At 43.6% G+C, this 22776-nt stretch carries 17 protein-coding genes; 10 read left to right on the top strand and 7 right to left on the bottom strand.

Annotation, left to right across the window (positions count from 1 at the left end; genetic code table 11):
• The first annotated feature begins 73 nt into the window (after nt 1–73).
• The 6 genes from QUB10_RS19200 (at nt 74) to QUB10_RS19225 (ending at nt 13741) form a co-directional block, all read left to right on the top strand.
• Complete coding sequence (locus QUB10_RS19200) at nt 74–1042, top strand: sulfotransferase (protein WP_333204608.1); 969 nt, start codon at nt 74–76, stop codon at nt 1040–1042.
• 169 nt (nt 1043–1211) lie between these two features.
• The gene (locus QUB10_RS19205) at nt 1212–7784 is read left to right on the top strand and encodes an AAA family ATPase (RefSeq protein WP_333204610.1); all 6573 of its coding nucleotides are present in this window, start codon (nt 1212–1214) and stop codon (nt 7782–7784) included.
• Entirely contained in the window at nt 7781–8812 is a 1032-nt protein-coding gene (locus QUB10_RS19210) for a response regulator (protein ID WP_333204612.1), read from the top strand. Before QUB10_RS19205 ends, QUB10_RS19210 begins: the two co-directional genes overlap by 4 nt.
• Nucleotides 8813–9124: 312 nt before the next feature.
• Nucleotides 9125–9754, top strand: a complete 630-nt coding sequence (locus QUB10_RS19215) for a response regulator transcription factor (protein ID WP_333204637.1) — start codon at nt 9125–9127, stop codon at nt 9752–9754.
• Nucleotides 9755–10021: 267 nt separating this feature from the next.
• Nucleotides 10022–11263 (top strand): hypothetical protein, encoded by a 1242-nt coding sequence (locus tag QUB10_RS19220; protein ID WP_333204614.1) that lies wholly within the window; start codon nt 10022–10024, stop codon nt 11261–11263.
• A gap of 300 nt (nt 11264–11563) precedes the next feature.
• Entirely contained in the window at nt 11564–13741 is a 2178-nt protein-coding gene (locus QUB10_RS19225; RefSeq protein ID WP_333204616.1) for a flotillin family protein, read from the top strand.
• Between the two features lie 96 nt (nt 13742–13837).
• Here QUB10_RS19225 and QUB10_RS19230 read toward each other — a convergent pair whose 3' ends face one another.
• The 5 genes from QUB10_RS19230 to QUB10_RS19250 form a co-directional block, all read right to left on the bottom strand.
• The gene (locus QUB10_RS19230; RefSeq protein WP_333204618.1) at nt 13838–14200 is read right to left on the bottom strand and encodes a DUF5615 family PIN-like protein; all 363 of its coding nucleotides are present in this window, start codon (nt 14198–14200) and stop codon (nt 13838–13840) included.
• A gap of 2 nt (nt 14201–14202) precedes the next feature.
• Nucleotides 14203–14490 carry a DUF433 domain-containing protein gene (locus QUB10_RS19235; RefSeq protein WP_333204620.1) on the bottom strand — a complete coding sequence of 96 codons (288 nt, stop codon included), beginning with the start codon at nt 14488–14490 and terminating at the stop codon, nt 14203–14205.
• A gap of 304 nt (nt 14491–14794) precedes the next feature.
• Entirely contained in the window at nt 14795–16093 is a 1299-nt protein-coding gene (locus QUB10_RS19240; protein WP_333204621.1) for a serine/threonine-protein kinase, read from the bottom strand.
• A gap of 208 nt (nt 16094–16301) precedes the next feature.
• On the bottom strand, nt 16302–16718 hold the full coding sequence (locus tag QUB10_RS19245) for a transcriptional regulator (protein ID WP_333204623.1): 417 nt from the start codon (nt 16716–16718) through the stop codon (nt 16302–16304).
• A 134-nt stretch (nt 16719–16852) separates the two neighbouring features.
• On the bottom strand, nt 16853–17161 hold the full coding sequence (locus tag QUB10_RS19250) for a type II toxin-antitoxin system HigB family toxin (RefSeq protein WP_333204625.1): 309 nt from the start codon (nt 17159–17161) through the stop codon (nt 16853–16855).
• Between the two features lie 162 nt (nt 17162–17323).
• On the opposite strand from QUB10_RS19250, the gene QUB10_RS19255 reads away from it, so the two are divergent.
• Both QUB10_RS19255 and QUB10_RS19260 read left to right on the top strand, forming a co-directional pair.
• Nucleotides 17324–17608, top strand: coding sequence for a DUF2470 domain-containing protein (locus tag QUB10_RS19255; protein ID WP_333179554.1), 285 nt, complete (start codon nt 17324–17326; stop codon nt 17606–17608).
• Between the two features lie 189 nt (nt 17609–17797).
• On the top strand, nt 17798–19435 hold the full coding sequence (locus QUB10_RS19260) for an AAA family ATPase (protein ID WP_333204627.1): 1638 nt from the start codon (nt 17798–17800) through the stop codon (nt 19433–19435).
• Nucleotides 19436–19704: 269 nt separating this feature from the next.
• Here the strand turns inward: QUB10_RS19260 and QUB10_RS19265 are convergent, their stop codons facing one another.
• Both QUB10_RS19265 and QUB10_RS19270 read right to left on the bottom strand, forming a co-directional pair.
• The gene (locus QUB10_RS19265; RefSeq protein WP_333204629.1) at nt 19705–20781 is read right to left on the bottom strand and encodes a DUF3616 domain-containing protein; all 1077 of its coding nucleotides are present in this window, start codon (nt 20779–20781) and stop codon (nt 19705–19707) included.
• The gene (locus tag QUB10_RS19270; protein ID WP_333204631.1) at nt 20723–21010 is read right to left on the bottom strand and encodes a hypothetical protein; all 288 of its coding nucleotides are present in this window, start codon (nt 21008–21010) and stop codon (nt 20723–20725) included. The genes QUB10_RS19265 and QUB10_RS19270 overlap by 59 nt, the downstream gene beginning before the upstream one ends.
• On the opposite strand from QUB10_RS19270, the gene QUB10_RS19275 reads away from it, so the two are divergent.
• Both QUB10_RS19275 and QUB10_RS19280 read left to right on the top strand, forming a co-directional pair.
• Nucleotides 20998–21162, top strand: coding sequence for a hypothetical protein (locus QUB10_RS19275; RefSeq protein ID WP_333204633.1), 165 nt, complete (start codon nt 20998–21000; stop codon nt 21160–21162). The two genes, QUB10_RS19270 and QUB10_RS19275, sit on opposite strands and share 13 nt — an antisense overlap.
• A 251-nt stretch (nt 21163–21413) precedes the next feature.
• Nucleotides 21414–22517 carry a site-2 protease family protein gene (locus tag QUB10_RS19280; RefSeq protein ID WP_333204635.1) on the top strand — a complete coding sequence of 368 codons (1104 nt, stop codon included), beginning with the start codon at nt 21414–21416 and terminating at the stop codon, nt 22515–22517.
• Nucleotides 22518–22776 lie beyond the last annotated feature (259 nt).

A 22776-nucleotide genomic window follows, 5' to 3' on the forward strand; every position in this document is an offset into this window, starting at 1 on the left:
AATCTAAAATCTAAAATCGATCGGCCTGTTTTGGTTGGTCTTAACTAGCCCAAAAACGCAATTTCACAAAAATATGCAACCCAGAAACACAAACAATATCCCAGATGAATCCTACCTTCAATTGCTAGAAAGAGTCGATTTTACTCCCATTTTTATTATGGGAGATCATCGTTCTGGAACGACGGTGCTTTATCAAACATTGGTGGCAAATGAGTGCTTTAATTACCTCAATGCTTATCATATAATCAAATATGATGAAATCTTGGATAACCATATAAATGGAACCAAGGAGAAAACTCGTCAAGAGTTGGAAAACTTATTTCAATCTTTAGAAATAAGCGATCGTCTCATCGATACAGTCAAGCCTACTCTCGATTTACCAGAAGAGTATGGATTTATTTTAAAAAATGCTGGCTATGAGTCTTATTTAAACTTTGAAAACCTGCTTTTATTTGCACAAGTGTGTAAAAAATTTCAGTTTACTTCCAATCCAGACCAACCCCTCTTGCTCAAAAATCCCTGGTGTTTACCCCACTTTATGTATATCAAGAGTGTTTTGCCTAAAGCTAAGTTTATTTTTATTCACCGACATCCGCTCCATGTGATGAATTCTAAGTTAAAAGCTGCCCGATTAGTATTATCTGTGAAAAATTCCTACCTACAGCTAATTTCCAAGCGGTATCGCGAGATATTTGATAACCCCATCCGACGTTTACTCTTTCGGGTTTTGTATTCCAGTTTCTTTGGCTTGGGAGTACGTCGAGTGACTCAAACATCTCTGCTATCAACAAGTTATTTTTTGGAAAACATTAAATCGCTACCAACAACTGATTACATCTCTATTAAGTATGAGGATTTATGTCAAACCCCAGAGTCCACTATCCTGAAGGTTTTGGAGTTTCTGCAATTAGAAGCAAAAACTACTGTAGATTATGAAAGAGCGATCGAACCCCGCCCAGTGAAGTTATTGCCAGAAGTGGAAAATAGCTATGATGAAATCTGCCGGAAACTCCAACCGTATCTCGTCCATTGCGGTTATTAGGAACTACGCATTAAGCCAAAGAAACCGGGTTTTTTGCTGAATCTGCGGGCTGCGATGAAGGATTTTGGTGAAAAACCCGGTTTCTGACAGCCCGTGCGTAAGTCGCAATCTAAAATCTAAAATCGACTGATGGCTCACGCACCTCTGGTGTGAGGAGCAAATTTATGCTATGTTCGACTGCAAAGTTGACAGCAGGCTGAATATGCTCACTTTTCCTGGCGTTGAAGTCACAGAGCTCATCTACGAAAGCGCAAACTCCCTGGTTTACCGAGCATTCCGACAACCCGACAGTCTCCCCGTCGTGCTCAAAGTCCTTAAAGAAAATTATCCCACACCCCAAGAACTCGCCCGCTATCGCACAGAGTATAAAATTACACAATCTCTGAACCTGAGTGGCTGTATAAAAGCCTATGATTTGCAGCCATATCAAAACACGCTGGTGATGTTTGTTGAGGATTTTGGCGGCGAATCCTTGAAAATTTGGATGCAGCAGCAAAAATTTACTATTGCAGAATTCTTGCGAATTGCGATCGTCACTACAGAAAGTTTACAACAAATTCACAGCGCCCACATCATTCACAAAGACATTAACCCTTCAAATATTGTCTTCAATCCAGCTAGCGGCGAACTCAAAATCATCGACTTTGGCATTTCCACGCAGTTGACGCGGGAGAACTACACCATCAAAAATCCCAACATTTTAGAGGGAACTCTTGCTTATATGTCGCCGGAACAAACCGGCAGAATGAACCGCAGTTTAGATTACCGCACGGATTTTTATTCCCTGGGGGCTACCTTTTACGAACTGCTGACAAACAAATTGCCTTTTGACACTCAGGATGTGCTGGAATTGGTACACAGTCATCTCGCTAAACAGCCCTTGTCTCCATCTCAGGCTAATCCCGAAATTCCGCAAATTATTTCCGATATTGTGATGAAGTTGATGGGGAAAAATGCTGAGGAGCGGTATCAAAGTGCGATCGGCATTAAAGCGGACTTAGAAAAATGTTTAAATCAACTGCATAGCGCTAAAAATATATCAGTTTTTCCGCTAGGATGTCAAGATATTTCTGACCGTTTTCAAATCCCGCAAAAACTTTATGGCAGAGAGCGAGAAATTGATAGTTTACTAACAGCTTTTGAAACAGTCAGCAGTCACAGGCAAGATGCCTGTGCCACAAGTGGACATGGGGAAGATGCCTGTGCCACAAGTGGACATGGGGAAGATGCCTGTACCACAAGCAGTCACAGGCAAGATGCCTGTGCCACCAGCAGTCACAGGCAAGATGCCTGTGCCACAAGCTCAATGATGCTGATTTCGGGATATTCTGGTATCGGCAAATCAGCTTTGGTGCAAGAATTATACAAACCGATTACTCAACAGCGCGGTTATTTTATCTCCGGTAAATTTGACCAATATCAGCGCAATATTCCCTACAGCGCCATTGTCAATGCTTTTCAGGATTTAGCCAAACAACTGTTAGCAGAAAGCGAAGCCAATCTCACAGAATGGCGGGAAAAATTATTAGACGCATTGGGAATCAACGGTCAAGTCATGATTGATGTAATTCCTGAAATTGAATTAATTATCGGCAAGCAACCTGCGCCGCCAGAATTGGGTGCGGCTGAAGCGGAAAATCGCTTTAATTTTGTGTTTCAAAACTTCATTAAAGTTTTTACCAAACCCGAACATCCTCTGACAATATTTATCGATGATTTGCAGTGGGCTGACGGGGCATCTCTGAAGCTGATGCAACTGCTGATGAATGCTTCACCAGCGGGACTGTTTTTAATTGGGGCTTATCGGGATAACGAAGTTTCTGCGGCTCATCCGTTAATGCTAACAATTGAAGAGATTGTCAAAAATGGGGCAAAAGTCGATCGCATTTTCCTGTCACCTTTGGATTTGGCCTCTGTTACTCAACTGATTTCCGATGCCCTTAATTGTCAGGAATCAAGAGTCAAATCCCTGGCCGAGTTAGTGTTTTTCAAGACGGGCGGAAATCCTTTCTTTATGAATGAATTTATCAAATCGCTTTATACAGAAGGACTGTTACAATTTGACTCGCTCGCTTGCCGATGGGAATGGGATTTAGAGGAAATTAAAGCCAGGGGATTCACTGATAATGTTGTCGAATTTATGGCTGGCAAAATTAAACAACTATCAGAGAATACGCAGGAAACATTAAGGATAGCAGCCTGCATAGGCAATCAATTTGAGCTAAAAACTCTCGCCTCAATTTGCGAAAAACATATGAGAGAAACGGCGGATGATTTGTATGCAGCCGTTGCTGAAAATTTAGTGGTGTTGCTGGGGAATATGGGAGATGTGGAATTAGAAATTGCAGGGAAATTACCCAGTAGCCAATCCGTAGAATACAAATTTGTCCATGACAGAATCCAGCAAGCTGCTTATTCGCTAATTGCCGAAGAGGATAAGCCGATCGTCCACAAACAAATAGGACAACTGCTGCTGCAAAATATTCCCATTAACAAGCGAGAAGAAAAAATATTTGACATTGTTAATCAACTCAATTTCAGCAGTGAATTAATCGATCGCCAGCAAGACAAAGATGAACTGGCTCAGTTAAATCTGATTGCTGGCAAAAAAGCCAAGGCATCTGCAGCTTATCAGCCAGCTTTCAACTATCTGCAAACGGGGATACAATTGCTGGCAGAAAACGCTTGGCAGGTGCAATACCCGCTAAGTTTGCAACTGCATCAAGAAGCCGCAGAGCTAGCTTACATAGTGGGCGATTTTGAGCAGATGGAAAGTTTAGGCAACCTCGTACTAACCAATGCTAAAACAGTGCTCGATCGCGTCAAAACGATCGAGGTAAAAATGGGTACTCATGCTGCCCAAAATCAACTAGATATGGCAATTAATCTGGGGCTAAAAATTCTGAGGCAGTTGGGAGTCAAACTGCCCGCAAAGCCTAACAATCTAGATAGCATAATCGGATTGCTGGAAGTTAAGTTAACCCTAGCTGGGAAACGCATTGAGGATTTAGCCAATCTACCTCAAGGAAGCGATCCTTCTAAACAAGCCGCACTGCGTATCTTGTCATTTATGACTACTGTCGCCTATGGCGTGGCCCCTAAACTCATGCCTTTAATTGTGTTTAAGCAGGTGATTTTATCTGTAAAGTATGGCAACTATCCTGAGTCTCTCCATGCTTATGCAGTTTATGGATTAATTTTGTGCGGAGTTGTGGGAGATATTGAAGGTGGTTATAAATTTGGTCAGCTAGCATTGAGGATGTTGGATCAATTTGGCAAGCCAGAATTAAAAACTAAAGTCCTGCTTCCATTTAATGACTTCATCCGTCATTGGAAAGCGCCAGCTAAAGAAACGTTGCCATCTTTGTTGGAGGCTTACAAAAGCGGATTGGAAACAGGACAAGTGGAAGAACGTGCTTGTGCGTCTCAAACTTACTGCGGTTATTCGTACCTCTTCGGCGCTGAATTGTCAGGGCTGGAAGGCGATATTGCTACTTATGGCGAGGCAATAGAACAATCAAAATATGACCCGATTATTTGGCAGATTAAACCTTTAGAGCAGTCGGTTTTTAATTTATTAGGTAAGTCGGAAAATCCCTGCTATTTAATTGGGGAAGCCTATGATGAGCGGACTGCGCTATCACTATTAACTGAAGCTAACGATCGCACTTCGATTTTTGCCCTGCATTTTTATAAAATGATTCTCTGTTATTTATTCGGGCAATATGCTGAAGCTGTATCAAATGCAGCTTCCACCATGCAGTATGTAGAGAGTGCTGCTGGAACTCTTCAAGTATCATACTGTTATTTTTATGAGTCGCTGGCTCAGCTTTCGTTCTATTCTAATGCTTCTTTCGAGGAGCAAAAGCACTGTTTAAAAAAAGTCACTGCTAATCAGAAAAAAATGAAAAAATGGGCGCATCATGCCCCGATGAATCACTTGCACAAATTTAATCTAGTGGAGGCAGAACGATATCGGGTTATTGGCAAAGATGCACAGGCGATCGACTATTACGATCGCGCAATTTCCCTAGCCAAAGAACACGAGTATATCCATGAAGCCGCCCTCGCTTACGAACTCGCCGCCAAGTTCTATTTATCCAGGGGAAAAGAACTCACAGCCAAAGCTTATATGCAGGAATCCCGTTACTGCTATCAACTCTGGGGTGCGGCGGCTAAAGTCAAAGATTTAGAAACGCGATATCCGCAATTATTTACGCTCCATCGCCATACAAATAAAGCCATTTCAACCACTACATCAACGACTGACAGCCGTTCTAGTTCTTCCTTAGATATCGCTACAGTCATGAAAGCTTCAGAGGCAATTTCTGGCGAAATCGTACAGGATAAATTACTGTCCCGATTGATGAAAAATTTGATTGAAAATGTCGGCGCTCAAAAAGGATATTTGATTTTAGAAACCCAAGGGAAATTGCTGATTGAAGCGGAAGGTGTAATTAATGATGAACGGATAAGAGTGTTGCAATCTGAGCCTATTGAAAATTGCCAGGAAGTTTCCGAAGCTATTATCAATTATGTCGCTCGAACCCAAGAAAATTTAGTGTTAAATGATGCCACTCGTGAAGGAAAGTTTACGAATGACCCTTACATCAAAGCACGTCAGCCTAAATCTATTTTGTGTGCGGCTTTGATGAATCAAGGTCAAGTGGCTGCTATTGTTTATCTCGAAAATAACCTCACCGCACAAGCATTTACGCCCGATCGCCTGGAAGTTTTGCAATTGTTATCGGGACAAGCGGCGATCGCACTTACCAATGCTAAACTCTACACAGAAGTAAAAGAACGCGAAAACCGGCTTACTCAATTTATCAATGCGATGCCGATAGGAGTAACAGTAATTGACAGCGCCGGACAAATTTCCTACGCAAATCCCACAGCTTCCCAACTCAGCGGCATCAATTATATACCCGAATTAAATGCCGCTCAATTTGCCGAAATCGGTCAAGCTTATTTAGCAGGAACTAACGAGTTATATCCCACCGCACAAATGCCAATTATGCGTTCTTTGGGGGGTGAAACGGTCAAAGTAGACGATATGGAACTGCACCGACACGATCGGATTGTTTCCTTGGAAGTCTCCAGCACACCAATTGTGGATGAAACTGGCAAAATTAATTATGCGATCGCCACATTTCAAGATATCACCGATCGCAAACAAGCCGAAAAAGTTTTAGCCGACTACAACCGCACTTTAGAACAGCAAGTGAGCGATCGCACTCTCGAACTTCAGCGAGAAATTATCGAGCGACAACGAGCTGAAGATGCCGCACAAGAAGCCAACCGAGCCAAAAGTACATTCCTCGCAAATATGAGCCACGAATTGCGGACTCCCCTCAATGCAATTCTGGGTTTTTCCCAATTAATGAATCGCGGTTCTAACCTATTGCAGGAACAGCAAGAACACCTGAGTATTATCACCCGCAGCGGAGAACATTTGCTCGAACTGATTAACCAAGTATTAGATTTGTCCAAAATAGAAGCGGGACGCACGACTCTCAACGAGACAAATTTTGACCTCCACCGCCTGCTGGATGACATCGAAGATATGTTCCAACTGCCGGCCGAAAATAAGGGATTGCAGTTATTAGTAGAGCGGATGCCAGACGTTCCCCAATATGTGCGGACAGATGAAATTAAATTGCGCCAAATCTTGATTAACCTGCTTTCTAACGCGATTAAATTCACCTCGGAAGGCGGCATTTATGTAAAGATTAAAAATCCCGATTTTGCTCATAAAATCTGCTTTGAGGTTGAAGACACGGGAGCGGGAATTGATGTTAGTGAATTAGACAAGATATTTGAAGCTTTTGTTCAAACCAAAACCGGGGAAGAATCGCAACAAGGAACAGGATTAGGTTTAACGATCGCACGTTCTTTTGTACAGTTAATGGGGGGTGAAATGACAGTCAGTTCTCGTGCGGGATGCGGTACTATATTCAAATTTGACATTAAAGTTAATTCAGTTGAAAGTGCTGATCGCCAACGGGAACAGCCAACCAGAAGAGTTATGGCGATCGCACCCAATCAACCCCGCTATCGAATTCTCGTTGCAGACGACGCTTTTGACAACCGCCAACTGCTAGTTAAACTGCTTTCTGCGATCGGTTTTGAAGTTTACGAAGCCAAAAATGGGAGAGAAGCAATAGAAAAGTGGGAGCAATATTCGCCGCACTTAATCTTTATGGATATGCGGATGCCGGTGATGGATGGGTATGAAGCAACCAAACAAATTAAAGAGGGCAACCACAGGGGGATTGCCCCTACGGAAAACGAGGATTTTGTAGGGGTAGTGCCCCCGTGCCTACCCCAGACAGCAATTGTTGCCATAACAGCAAGTAGTTTTGAGGAAGAGAAAGCCGTTGTCCTTTCTATCGGCTGCGATGATTTTATTCGCAAACCATTTAGAGAAGCAAACATATTTGATGCTCTACACAAACATATCGGGGTGCAATTCGTTTTTGAAGAACTAAATGCTGCCCCCAGTTTCACAGAAAATGAAGTAAATGTATTGACAAAAACCGCTTTTTCTGAACTGCCTACTGAGTTAGTAGCAAATCTCCAGCAAGCCATTAGCAACCTCGATTTGGAACAGATGCAAACAGTCATCAATCAAATTCGCGAAATCAATCAGCCCTTAGCTAGGGCGAGCGCAGCTTGCATTAAAAATTTTCAGTACGAACAGTTGCTAAATTTAATACACACATTAAGGGATGAGACATGAACAAAAAACTCAGTTTTACCCGCGAAGAAAGTATTTTAGTGATTGATGATTGTCCGGAGAATTTAAAACTTTTAAGCGGGATACTATCTGTCGCTGGGTATAAAGTTCACCTAGCTCCCAGTGGGAAATTAGCTCTAAACTTTATCAATGCCAACTTACCCGACTTAATTTTACTCGATATTATGATGCCTCACATGGATGGCTATGAAGTCTGCCAGCAGCTCAAAGCTACTCCAAAAACTCAAAACATCCCAATAATTTTTATCAGCGCTTTGCAAGAAATTTTTGATAAAGTAAAAGCCTTTTCTGTGGGCGGAATAGACTACATTACAAAACCTTTTCAACAACAAGAAGTTTTAGTTCGCGTCGAAAATCAATTGCGTCTGAGAAGGATGTCTAAACAACTCATAGACCAAAATATTCTCGAAGAGCGCAACCGCCTGGCGCGGGAAATTCACGACACTTTAGCGCAAACTTTTGCAGGCATTATCATACATTTGGGAGCAGCAGATCGGGTAATAGCAGCCAATCCAGAACAAGCACAAGTACACATGAAAACAGTCTGCGAACTGGCTCGCTCTGGCCTTGCTGAAGCGCGGCGATCCGTAGAATCTTTGCGCCCGCAACTGTTAGAAGATGGCGATTTGTATAGCGCTCTCAACCAAATTGCTAAACAAATGTCATCAGATACTGATACGCACACTATTTTTGAAGTGGTTGGCACGGCATATTCCCTACCATTAGAGGTAGAAAATAATCTGTTGCGTATCGGGCAGGAAGCATTAACAAATGCTTTCAAATATGCCAAAGCTACGGCGATAAAAATTGAGTTAGTATACGAAATATCCAAGTTTCTTTTGCGGGTGCAAGACAACGGACAGGGATTTGATACGGAAAGTTTCGGTTTTAGGAATGGCTTTGGTTTATTGGGAATGAGAGAACGCGCCGATCGCATTAACGCGCAGCTAACTGTAAACAGTCGCCCCGGAAACGGAACAGAAGTTATAGTTTCAGTTAATCGCCAGTAAAGTAAGGTGCACATTTCGCGCCATATAGCAATCCTAAATAAGTAGTAAATTTTTTACCCCACCCCCACCCTCCCCTTACCAAAGGGAGAGAGTAAGAAATTCACAAATGATTTAGGATGACTATATAGCACTCCTAAATCATTTGCATAATTATTGTAGGGGCAATCCCACGCCCGGTTGCCCGATAGATAGCGGGTAGGCAAAGAAAGGCACTACCCTACAAATTTATCTGAATCATTGAGGATGACTATAGATAGTAAGTTTGTCGTGAGATTTTCAGTTTTTTTTAATAAAATTAACAGGGTAAACATGATTAACCAATCAAATATTATTCGCGTTTTAATTGCCGACGATCATTATATTGTGCGGCAAGGTTTAGTGGCGCTGCTGGAGCAGGAATCAGATGTTAAAGTTGTGGCGCAAGCCAGCAACGGGCAGGAAGCTGTGACAATGTTCCGCGAACATCAGCCCGATGTAACGCTGATGGATTTGCGGATGCCGGTGAGGGATGGAGTCGCGGCCATTACTGCGATTTGTGGGGAGTTTTCCAGTGCCCGGATTGTGGTGCTGACGACTTATGATGGCGATGAAAACATCTATCGCGGATTGCAAGCTGGTGCTAAGGGCTATCTGCTTAAGGATGCGGAACCAGAGGAGCTTTTAGCAGCAATTCGGGCTGTTTTTGAGGGTAAAAAGTACATTCCGCTGGCAGTGGGTGTTAAGTTAGCCGATCGCCTGAGTGGGCCTGAACTGAGCGATCGCGAATTAGAAGTCATCCGCCTCATAGTCGCGGGTAAAAGCAACAGCGAGATTAGTGAAGTTCTGCACATCAGCGAAAGCACCGTCAAGTTTCACATCAACAATATTTTGAGCAAAATGGGAGTTAGCGATCGCACGCAAGCCGCGATTTCTGCATTAAAACGGGGGATTGTCAGCCTGTAGTTTTGCATTAAAACTAGCCAAAAGTTCAGGTTATCTCCTCAACCAAAGGTCAGCTAATACTGACCCTTTTTTTTAGGTTAAAAACTCAACTTTAAGCTGGCGACTTTAGTCGCAGTATTCTCTAGACTTAATTGATATTCATCTAAAGACTTCTGCCTTATTAAATCCTTAGATTGTTTGTAGGACGAAATTATGAGCGAATCTTGCATAAACCGATATCAAAAACATCAAACCAAAGCCCGTTTTTTGACAATACACAATTTGAATATGCACCACTTTTGGTGGGTGGTAATTTCACTTGTCAATATTCTACTGTTATCCAGTATTTACATCACAGAAACTTGGAATCAAGCCCCGATAGCCGCCCTCAGTATTGGCAATCTTTTGCTGGCAGTATTAGTAAGAAACGAACTGATAGTACATCTTCTTTACCGATTAGCAGTTGGGATTTCACGAATCGCCACTTCTGGCAAATATTACATCAATACCGCAGTTCATTATATAGGTGGAGTTCATGCTGCGGCTGCAACTTGGAGTTGTTTTTGGCTAAGTATTGACTTATACCGACAGTTAACAACTAGCAATAATTTGCTTCTTTTAACAACTGGTTCTTTGTTAGCCATCTTATTATTAGCGATTATTTTAACAGCCATACCCCCTTTCCGAGAGCGTTTTCACAACAGCTTTGAGAAAATTCACCGCTATGCAGGATGGAGTTGTCTCGCCGGGGTAATTTTGTATCTAACTTTATCGCAGTTTCTCGCCACCGCCAATCAGATTCCTACCCTAGAAAATTTTTTAAATCCCATTTGTTTAATGTTAATTTTAATTATATTTAGTATATTTTTACCTTGGTTAACTGTACAGAAATTTGAAAAGTTTAGTATGTATTGTCCTTCCCCAAACGTAGCTTTTTTGACAGTTCCGGGCAAGGCAGATATTGGAACATTTGCCCGAATCAGTACAGATTTGGTTGAATGGCATTCATTTTCCGTAGCAGGAATGAGTTTTAATCAAGAAACGGGGCGATCGCAAATCCAGCTAATTATTGGAGCCGCTGGTGACTGGACTAAAAACTTGATTGAGAAAGTTCAGAGAGGCGATATTCCTAAATATTTTTGGGTTCGGAGAGTTAAACCGCCAGGTTTCATGTTTTCAATTAATGCTTATTCGCGAGTAGTGGTAGTAGCAACCGGAGCTGGGATTGCCCCTGTTTTACCTCACATTCTCGAAAACAAGCATAAACTTTACATCCTCTGGATTGGTAATAAGCACCAGTTAACTTACGGCAAGAAAATGTGGTCATTAATCTCCAGTCATCCACGCCTGAAAATTTATGATACAGGCGAACTTGGCAGACCTAATGTAGGCGATTTAGCAATTCAGCTAGCCCGAAAATTTCGAGCTCAAGCTGTATTTTGCGTATCTAATAAAGCCGTCACTAAAACTGTTGTGAGTGCGTGTTTAGCCAAAGGAATCCCGGCCTATGGAGCGACTTGGGATTCTTAAATAATTGATAGCTGTTGGTTCCATGTTGCATAATTTATTTGAATCTTAACTGTTAGCCAACCTAGTTTTTGAGCGGGAGCGATCGTAAATAGTTAATAAAAAACAGCTAGGGGAGTTTGTAACCGCAGATACACGCAGATTAAGGTCGAGCGGTTTTGATGTGTGAAATAAGTATTTTTACTGATAAATATGACTATTATGACTGCAAATAATGATAAATAAGACCTTAAGTTTTACGCCAAAACTTTTTAGTAAGGCTAAGCTGGAGCTCCTAGGACAAATTAGCCCGGCTCAAAAAAAATGCTTTATTCATTTTTGTCCAAGTCTCAAGTCAAAGCCCGCGTTTTAAAACATTTTGCAGCCGCTATTTCGGCGTCTTTAGCTCTTAGTGCAACAACCAGTTTGAAACCCTCGCCGGTATTAGCAGCTAGCAATATCCCCCTCGCAAATCAAACCTCGACTCAGCTAGCAGCAAAACCTGATTCTAGCTTGCAGCTAGGGCAGTTACGCAGCACTGTTCCCGTGCAGACAATGCAGCTAGATCCGGGTGGATTTATCCCGATCGCGATCGGCGGTATGATAATTATTCTGGTGCTGCCATTATTTTTTGGCGGATTGGTAGTAATTGGCGATCGTGAAGTTGGCATTGTCAGTAAAAAGTTTAGCTTCGGCGGCAAGTCTTTACCCCCCGGAGATTTAATTGCCTTAAACGGAGAAGCTGGATATCAAGCTGATACTTTGCCCCCCGGTTGGCACTGGGGTTATTGGCCTTTGCAATACAATGTTCGCAAAGAGTCTCTAACTGTGGTTCCCCAAGGCGAAATTGCTCTCATTATCGCAGCAGGTGGTCAGTCAATTCCACCGCAGCGCATCCTCGGCAAAATCACAGAATGTGATAATTTTCAAGATGCTCGCCAATTCCTCAAAGGCGGCGGCGAAAAAGGTAGACAACTCGGCATCTTGACTGGCGGTAGCTATCGAATTAATACAGCATTATTTACAGTAATTACAGCGGCAAATGCTGCCAAACACGGGATGACAGCCGAACAATTAAAGCTGTACAGAATTGCCCCAGATAAAGTGGGAATTGTCACAACTTTTGACGGCGTTCCAATTCAAGATGGCGAAATTGCCGGCCCGATTATCCCGAATCACGACAACTTCCAAAACGCGCAAAAATTTATCACCGCTGGCGGGCGGCGCGGTTTGCAGGAACAGGTTTTGCTTTCTGGTTCGTGGAACTTAAATCCTTGGTTTGTCGGGGTTGACCAAGTGGCGATGACCGAAATCCCGATCGGCTATGTCGGCGCGGTTATTTCCTATGTCGGCAAAACCTCAGAAGATGTGAGCGGCGCTGCTTTCACTCACGGAAACTTAGTAAATGTCGGCAATAAAGGCGTTTGGGTAACTCCCCTTTATCCGGGGAAACATCCGCTGAATACGCGCATTTTGAAAGTAGAGTTAGTGCCGACTACTAATATAGTATTGAATTGGTCGGGTAAAACAGAAAGGCACAGTTACGATTCTCAACTTTCGTCTTTAACCGTGCGTTCTCAAGACGGTTTCGCCTTTGATTTAGAAGTAGCTCAGATTATTCACGTCGGCGCTTTGGATGCTCCAAAAGTCATCTCTCGCGTCGGTTCGATGCAGAATTTAGTAGACCACGTTTTGCAGCCGACAATTGGCAATTATTTCCGCAATTCGGCTCAAGCTTATTCTGTATTAGATTTTCTCTCCGCAAGAAGTGGCAGGCAAGCGGAAGCAGCCGAGTATATCAAAGCAGCTTTGCGTACCTATGACGTGCAAGCAATTGATACTTTGATCGGGGATATTTTGCCACCGGCAGAGTTGATGCAAACTCAAACAGATCGCAAAATTGCTGAGGAACAGTGCAAGACTTATGAGGTGCAGCAATTAGCACAAACTCAGCGGCAACAATTGGTGCGGGAAACGGCGCTGGCTGAGATTCAACAAGAGATGGTGAAATCGGAACAAGGCGTGAAGATTTCTGAGTTGAAAGCGAATTCTCAGGTGAAACAAGCTCAAGGCGAAGCTGAGTCAATTCGGGTGAAAGGAAATGCTCAAGCTGAAGCTTATCGAGCGGGTGTTGTGGCTTTGGGAGGTTCGGGTTATACGGCTTTGCAGTTAATGCAAATTATAGGCGATCGCAAAGTGCGAGTTGTGCCGGATGTTGCGGTAACAGGCAACGGTAGCGGCGGCGGTTTGGTTGATGGTTTGCTGGGAATGATGTTGTGGAATCAAACGGGCAAAAATGGAGAAAATGGCGGGGAGTTGCCGGTAGTTAAGTTACAGAAATCCGAGCCGACTGTTTTGGAATCTGCGACAAAGTTACCGGTAGCAAAGGTGCATTCAGCAAAGCCGCCGGCATCTCGCGCTAATTCGCCTGTTGGGAATTCTGAGTCTGATATTGATTCGCGGTTTGATGAATTGCCGTTTGACGATCGATCTTTTAGTTAGGCTGTGCAGTTTGTAGGATAGAATACTCATATACCCTGACTTCTTAAAGAAGTCAGGGTATCTAATTATCTCTATGGATGCTGATAAGGATTATTGCTAGTCCATATAATTTCCCAGAAACTCTTGCTGAGCGATCATCTCTTCTGCTGACTTTGTAGAAATTAACCTCAAAAATCCTCGCAATTGTTCCCCAATCGAATAACTTTGTCTGCCCATTACAATTCCTGAATGTTCCTGGCCTTCTTCCATATACATTTTATGCAAGCGACAAAAGTCTCCCACATTCAAAGTATAGATAACTCGCCCTTGAGCAGTGGCCCATATTAATTGCTCTTCATCGGTGCAACTGAGATTATTAGCTTCAGCAGTGGTAGCTACATCAATACCTGCATTTCGGAGCGCTTTTACTAAAGAGCGTTCCAGAATATCCTCATCTAAATATAAACGAATTTGGCTCAAGATTAACTCCCCGCTTTGTGTTCATTTCCTAAGCGAGCGCACTCAGCTTCTTCAGCAGCAATATCAGCATCAATTTGCTCTTTATTGGCGTAGTAGTAAGCTAATGCTGCATGAACTTGTGCTAAATTTAAGTGGGGAATTTCTGCAATAATTTCTTCTGGTTTCATCCCCATTTTGTACCAAACAGCGATTCGTTGAACTGTTATTCTAGTTCCTGCTATGCGGGGGCGATTTCCACAGGTTTCTGGTGTGGAAATGATGAGAGTGCCAATATCAGTTAAAGTTGGCATAGGTGAATCTGGGGTTAAAAATTAGAGTTTAATTCTAGCATAAATTATTAACATTGCTCGATCGGGCTGCGACTAAAGAAACCGGGTTTTTGGCCGAATCTGCGGGTGAAAGCGAAGTATTTTTGTCAAAAACCCGGTTTCTGAACCCCAAACAGTCTGTGTTGGCCAATTGCTATGACCCGAATTTCGCGAGTCTATTGCTTGAAGAGTGATATCAAGGTGTAACAGATATTGAAATGACTAAAAGCAGATAATTTCGTAAACAAAAGTTCGAGAAAAAAGACTTGACAAAGGGCTGAAATCGCTATAGGTTACAGCTTACAGCTCTTGATGCGAGAGAAGAACACCAAACCACCCACCCAACCCCCCCACCACCACCCACAGGGAGGTGGCCTGCAGGTGCTTGCTTATTCCAGGTTAGGTTACTTTTGTCCAACCACTGTCCTCCTTTTCGCCAACCGACACGATCGTCCAGCTTGCATTCAGTCTCATAATCAACTTTACCGCCTATTTCTAACCAGATTTTTTTCTGGACGCTAAACCCAAAACGACCCTGACTGTATTTTACCCACAATTGGTCGATCGTCCGCAAATCATCGCAAGGAAAATTCTCGATCGATTCCTTTGTGAACCAACCTTCCTTCTCCTGTCTAGCAGCTTTTAGCATCACCTTGAGTGTTTCCTCATCCGCTTCTTTCCACTTCCCCGCCGCCAATAAATCCCGCAGGCGAGTATAATCAACACCCCGCGCCGATTTAAGCTGTACCGAAACACTGGCAACCGTTGACGGAATCGGTTCCCGCAGATAACCCAACCAATCTTGCATCGACTGCGGCCGCTTTTCCGGTTCGGATGCCATCCCTTTTTCTATTGCTAAACTCACCCAATCTTTCACCCCAAAATCCTTCGCAGGTGGCAACGCTGCATTTCTAAAATGCCGATTGAGGGAAGCTGTTGGCACTTTTCCCGTTACCGCATAATATAAAGATGCAGCTAAAGCATAAATATCAACCGTTGGTTTACCACTACCTTCGATATGCTGTTCCCAAGGAGCAAAAGCAGGGTTATGAGGATGTCTGCTACTAATAATAGTTGGCATTAATTCACTCGCTAGCCCAAAATCAATTAATACCGCTTGCCCGTTGGAACGCAACATAATATTACCTGGATGGGCATCTCGATGGACTATTCCGGCTTGGTGAACATCACTTAATGCTTCTCCAATTTGGCGGATAATTGCCACTGCTTCCGTATCCGGGAGTCGCCCCTGTTGCTGTACGGCATTAAATAAACTTTGCCCGACAATTAAATCCATTACCAAACAGTGAAGGCCTTTTTCCTCAAACAAATCGCTGACGCGGACAATTCCAGGATGCGCGTTTTGGCAAAATTTTGCTAAGATTTGCCCTTCGCGGATAAATCGGCGCACAAAGTTGGCGTATTCCGGGTCATTTTGCAAACTTAGATTCGGCGTTTTGAGGACAACTTGATAGTTAAGTTGCAAGTGTGTGGCCTTGTAAGTGATGCCAAATCCCCCCATTCCGAGGATAGTGTCGATGCGGTAGGGGCGAGTTCTCAGAATTTGTCCGGGTGTCCACAGCATGGCAGGTTGTTTAAATTCTCTTTAATTGCTAATTATGATAAACTGTGTCGCCTTTAAAAAGCAATGAAAAGGAAGCATTCTCAGGATTTACGCACTCCGATTCAAGAAACCGGGTTTTTAGAGAATCTCTCGGTGACAATGCGTCTTACCGTAAAAACCAGGTTTATGGACTAAAGTCCTTACTACAAACAAAAATATGTTTTTCAATTCAAGCAGTTGTTTTAACTCGATGCAACGGAAAGAAAACAGCCGGCGATACGCCGAAAAAATCTGCAAGTTTTTGTATGTGCTCGGTTGTAAGTTGGCGCTTTTCACGGAGGATATCTGAGACAATAGACTCGGTTTTAAAAATAGGAACGAGGTCTTTTTGTCTGAGTTCAAATTCTTCGATTAAAGCCTTTAAGAGTTCTACTCCGTAAATGTCAGGTATGGGTTCTAAAGTTTGCTCGTACTCATAAACCATAGTTCCTAGTACATGGAGGTAGTCGCGTTCGTCTGGAGTCAGTGCGCCTTTGTCCAACAAAGAATCGATCGCTTCTTGAGTTGCAATTAATTCCTCCTCAGCAGTTATTGGTCGGGGAGGAAATGTTTTGAGTAGTTCGATATAAGCGCTAGAGTTGTTCATGTGAGTATCCTATATTAAAAAAAGACAGGAATTACGCATCTCCTCAATATATGTATGGTGTGAATGTAGGGGCAACCACGGGGAATTGCCCCTATCACTAGGATTATTGCGTAAGTTTTAAAATGATGAAATTATCATTCATACCACGAGTCTTTTTTCCATTTATCTTCGTCATATTCTTCATGAGTAAGTACAGCTCGAATAAAAATTTTTTTAGGCCGAGATTCATAATCTATAAAGGTAATCAGTCTGTAGTTATTACCTCTGATGTTAAAAACAGTAAAGTTTCCAACTATATCTGCTGATGAGAAAACGGCTTTCACTTCAGCTAGGTTAGACCACAGGGCTATTGTCGCTTTTTTGTACCAAGATCGCAGGCTTGTTTTAGCGTCAGGATACTTTTCCCAGAATTCTTTGAGTCTAGATTCAGAAATAACGTGCATACAGTTCCTCAATCATAAACAAATTTACCCATCTAATCTATAAGACTCCCTCTAAAATTGTATTCATATTATCTTAGCAAATTGCGAAGTGATTTGTCAACTGCGAATTTGTTTTACCGATCGCAGTACAATCGATCGATATAGCATCTGAGGAATCTCCCCATGTCAGAACAGTTTTCCACTGAGATTAGCGATCGCATCTGTACTCACATGAACGAAGACCACGCTAGCGCTGTCGTGCTATATGCTCAAGCATTTGGCGACCAACCGCAGGCAACAGAAGCTCAAATGCTCGCTATTGATGCCAACGGCATGGATTTAACCGCTAAAGTCAACGACGAAACAGTGCCCGTCAGAGTAAATTTCGATCGCACTTTAAAAGACGCCGAAGATGCTCACCACACTCTGATTGAAATGGTGAAACAAGCTCGAAAAGTTGCTAAGTAGCCAAATGCTCACGATTCTGTTATAATTTTAACGTTCGCAGTACGGACTTTAGTGCGGCTAAATAGTTGTTAAGGACTAAAGTCCTTACTACTAACCTTTAGTTCGGTTAAATCCTTTTTAAGGACTAAAGTCCTAACTGCAAACAAAATATTTAATAAGGTTAAATATATATTTAAGATATCCAATAAAATGACAGAAAATTACCCAAACCCCAAAGAATTAGATGTCGTCAAGGGCAGTAAAAATAACCATTTCGAGGCACTGGTAAAGCGACTAGATTTGATGATTCGCGCCCGCTATTCGCTGCTGTACATTGTCGGCGCGGAGGAGGAACCGGTCGAGGCTGTAATTGCCCAAGTAGCGCTGCAAGTAACTCCCGCGCGCCGGGTGTTGTTCTGGGATCTTGTGCGGGGCTGGGAGGATAACGGTTCTGGGAAAGGTTCGGTAATGGCGGCGCTCGATCGCGTCAGCAAAACTGCTGTTGAAGAATATACCATATTTGTACTGCGGGATTTGCACCCTATTTTGAAATATCCATACAGCGAAAAAAGCGCGGCGGTAGTGCGAGAATTGCGGAATTTAACGCGAGAATTGAAGCGCAGCAAAAAAACTATAGTTCTTACTTCTCACACGCTGGAATTGCCGGAGGAATTGAAAGAAGAAGTCACAGTAATTGATTTTCCTTTGCCCAACGTCCAAGAAATCGACAGTTTAATTTCCCACGTTGTAGAAAAACCGCAACAGTTACAAGTTAGCGGTTTAGCAAGGGAACAATTGGTTAAAGCTTGTCAGGGTTTGAGCCGCGCTAGAATCGGGCGGGTTTTGGCTAAAGCTTTGGCCGCCAAACAGCAAATTAACGAGTCAGATATTGACGGAGTTTTGGAGGAAAAACAGCAAGCAATTCGCCAAACGGGCATTTTGGAGTTTTTTAACTCCAGAGAATCCCTAAAAAGTGTGGGCGGCTTGGAGAATTTAAAACAGTGGGTAAAAATGCGGCAAGATGCTTTTACTGACGAAGCGCGTCGCTACGGTATACCGAATCCGAAAGGAGTTTTGTTAGTAGGAATTCAAGGCACTGGCAAATCTTTATCTGCAAAAACTATTGCTTACGAATGGCGTTTGCCGCTGCTACGATTGGATACTGGGAGATTGTTTGGCGGCGTGGTCGGGGAAAGCGAAAGCCGCGTCAGGCAAATGATACAATTAGCAGAGGCGATCGCACCTTGCGTTTTGTGGATCGATGAAATAGATAAAGCCTTCGGCAACATTATCAGCGGCAGCGACGGCGATTCGGGAACTTCGCGCCGGGTATTCGGCAGTTTGATCACTTGGATGCAGGAAAAAACCAGCCCGGTGTTTATTGTCGCAACTGCTAATAACGTGCGAATTTTGCCGGCAGAGTTGCTGAGAAAGGGCAGATTTGATGAAATTTTCTTTTTGAATTTGCCCTCAGAATCGGAACGGCAAGATATTTTTAAAGTGCATTTGCAGCGTTTGCGACCGACTAGATTGCGCGAGTTTGATTTGGGGGTTTTGGCGAAGTGCGCTGAGAATTTTAGCGGTGCAGAAATTGAACAAGTGGTAATAGATGGATTGTACCGGGCTTTTGGCACTTTTGTCAACGGACAGCGCCGCGATTTGATGACGGAGGATATTTTGAGGTCGATCGAGGATACTGTACCTCTAGCTGCGATCGCGCGATCGCAAATCGAAGATTTGAAGCGCTGGGCGGCGGAAGCGGGCGCGAGAACAGCTTCTAACGATACTCACTTAATTGATGAATTGAAACGCTACAGCCAGCGGCGAAGGGATGCGATCGACAATTAAGGATCGCGAATTAAATAACTTACAATTTTTATTGTTATTGTGGGATGGGCGTCCCGCCCGTCCAAAAAAGACGGGCGGGACGCCCATCCCACTTTCCCGAGTGGAAGTTATTTAATTCTCATTCCTAAACCAGTTTGTAGGGTGCGTCAGTTAATGTTTAATTAATTATCGGAAAAATCCCATCTGACGCACCTTTACACATCGCATGGTGCGTCAGTTTATGGCTGATTAATTCTCCCAAATATTTCCCGTTCTGACGCACCCTACTACTACAAACCCAGCTTAAAAACATCAGCAAGAATACCATTTTCCTCAACCATTCTCCCCGCATCCGGCGAATCGTAAACCACTAACAGCGAATTCTGCCCGTCCAAATATGGAAACAGGCTCAATCCCTCAGCATTGTCCGTACCAACCTTAAAAGGCAAGTCAAACAATACCTCCAAATCTCCCCCATCTTGCCCAGTAATACTGTCGCCCGATCGCCCTAAAATCCCCTTCAACCGAAAAACCCTCGTCGCCCCAGATAAAGTCATCGTCGGCCCGGCTAAAACAATCAAATCTTTTCCGTCCCAGCACAATTCTCGCACGCCCAAACCGTTCAAATCAACAAAATGTTTGTTGTACAATTTCCCTCCTTTCCCAATTTCCTTAAGCCTTAAAACTCCCGCTTGGGCCTCTTCAACTTCTATTTCTAAAATTATCGCCCAGCCCCGCAGCACCGGCCCCCGCAAACCGAGCAAAATGCGATCGCCCCGCACAGCCAACCCTTCAATATCAAAGCCATTTTCTTTACTCGGAATCGGCACAGATAAATACAAGCCGAGGTGGCTGTCATCTTTGAGCGCGTCTGTCAGCAAATTCCCCGTTTTTGTCCGCTGAAGACATCCCGCTTTCAGTTTGGTTTCAGGATTGTCTGAATGGGAAATTGACTCGCACAAAATCCCGTCTTTCATAGGAATCCGCGCCAGCAAATAGCGGTTGACCTCAGTCTCGATTTGTGCTAATCTTTCAATGTCTTTGTCTGCGTCTTTGCCTTTAGCTTTCTTGCGTTTTGTGCTGTGAGAACCGACCAACCAAAGATAATCCCTGCTGAAATCCATTCCTTCGATATCGATTTCGCATTTTCCAGGTAGATCGATAAAATCTGCGATCGCAAATCTTTGATGTTCTCCAAAAATATGAGGCGCGACAGGCGACAAACGCTCGAGGGAAGTCGTTTCATCGGAACCCACCCACAAATTGCCATCGGGAGTTAAAGCAACAGCGGATAAGTCTGTAATAATATCAGCGGCTTCGCTGTTGAATTGCAGCAGCAGCCGACCGAGCAAAAAAGATTCTGGCATAATTATTAGCACTAAAACTATTCTTAGGGTAAGTCATTATAGCTAAACCTGCTTGAAACTGAGATATTGCCACAGGTGTAATAGTCCGCCGGGAATTAATTCCCCGTCTCAAAGCTTGCATTCGGTTAAAACTGAGATGTTGCACCATTCTCAATAAAGCTTTTATGGGCGGGCTAGAAGCCCAACCCCTACTCCCCACAAGAAAATTTAATTTTTGTGGAACAGGCATCTTGCCTGTTCATGACAGAGGTGCAAAAAGAAAATCCATCTGTTGTGGAACAGGCATCTTGCCTGTTCATGACAGAGGTGCAAAAAGAAAATCCATCTGTCGTGGAACAGGCATCTTGCCTGTTGCTGACAATGGTGCAAGATTTGAGTTAAAACCGGCTGAAAATTAAAACAGACAACTAAAACAGATATCCTCCTCAAGCCTCATACCAAGAACTTCCGTTTTGAGATAAGGATTTTTAACCCCTAGCGGGCCAAACCGCAGCCGGCGGTAATTATTCCGCAAACCGAACCTCCACAGACGGATAACACCCTAATGGAAGCATTAACATCGTCGTTACCTTTCGTTACGATAAGGAGACAGAGAGAAAAACCTCTCCTTCGTAAAATCAGAGGTAGCCATTATGAACGGTACATTTCGCGTCGGCAACCTGTTTGGGATTCCCTTCTTTGTCAACGCATCTTGGTTTTTAGTTCTGGGTTTAGTAACCTGGCAGTACGGCGGCGCACTAGCTGCCCTGTTTCCCACATTGGGCCCCGTAGCGCCCTGGATGCTGGGATTATTCACAGCCTTACTGTTATTTGCTTCCGTCTTAGCCCACGAATTAGGACACAGTTGGGTAGCCATTAAACAGGGAATTGGCGTGAAATCGATTTCGCTATTTCTGTTTGGCGGACTGGCTAATTTAGAAAGAGAATCCAAAACCCCAGCCGAAGCATTTTGGGTAGCAATTGCAGGCCCGTTGGTTAGCTTATTTTTATCCGGTTTGTTAACAGCGATCGGCATCGGTGCTGGTCTCACAGGCCCCGCAGGCGCCATCGTCGGACTTTTAGCTTCGATCAACTTAGTTTTAGCCTTATTTAACTTAATTCCCGGTTTGCCCCTCGACGGCGGCAACATCCTCAAAGCAATTGTCTGGAAAATTACTGGCAACCCTTACAAAGGTGTAATTTTTGCTAGCCGCGTCGGTCAAATAATTGGTTGGATTGCCATTGCTACAGGCGTATTCGGCAATATTTGGAATCTAGTAATCGGTTGGTTCTTACTGCAAAATGCCGGTCAATCGGCACAATATGCCACAGTCCAAAATCAACTGGCAGGTTTGACAGCCGCAGATGCTGTGACTCCCGAAAGCCCGATCGTCTCCCAAGACTTGTCCCTCAGAGAATTTGCCAACAACTACGTGATCGGTAGCACTCAAACCTGGCGCAGGTTCCTGGCAACAGATGATGCCGGACAATTGGTAGGGGCGATCGACCTTGATGACCTCAAAACCATTCCTACCGGACGCTGGCCCGAAGTTTTAGTGAAAGAACTCCTGAAGCCGATCGAATTTTCCACAACCGTCAAACCCGAATTATCCCTCCTCGAAGTCGTCACCCTTCTGGAACAGCTAAAAGTACAAGAACTACCCGTCATTCGCGAAAATGGTGTCCTTGTCGGACTTGTAGAAAAAGCTGAAATTGCCCGCCTGCTACAAAGACGAGCCGAAGCGAACCCTGCTTAATATCCTCAGATACTTGACAAATAACAGTTAACCCCCTCGATTTCCCTTACCAAAAGGGCGATCGGGGGGGTTAACTCTAGCCTCAAAAAAGTAAAGTCAAACACAAATAGTCCGGGACGAAACTGTCACAATATTTAAATATTTTTTGAGGTATGTTCTTGAGTCCAGGACTGACTAAGGATCGCGAATTAAATAACTTACAAATTTAATTGTTATTGTGGGATGGGCGTCCCGCCCGTCCAAAAAAGACGGGCGGGAC

The organism is Microcoleus sp. B5-D4, from assembly GCF_036705145.1.
In the GTDB taxonomy this organism is placed as follows: Bacteria; Cyanobacteriota; Cyanobacteriia; order Cyanobacteriales; family Microcoleaceae; genus Microcoleus.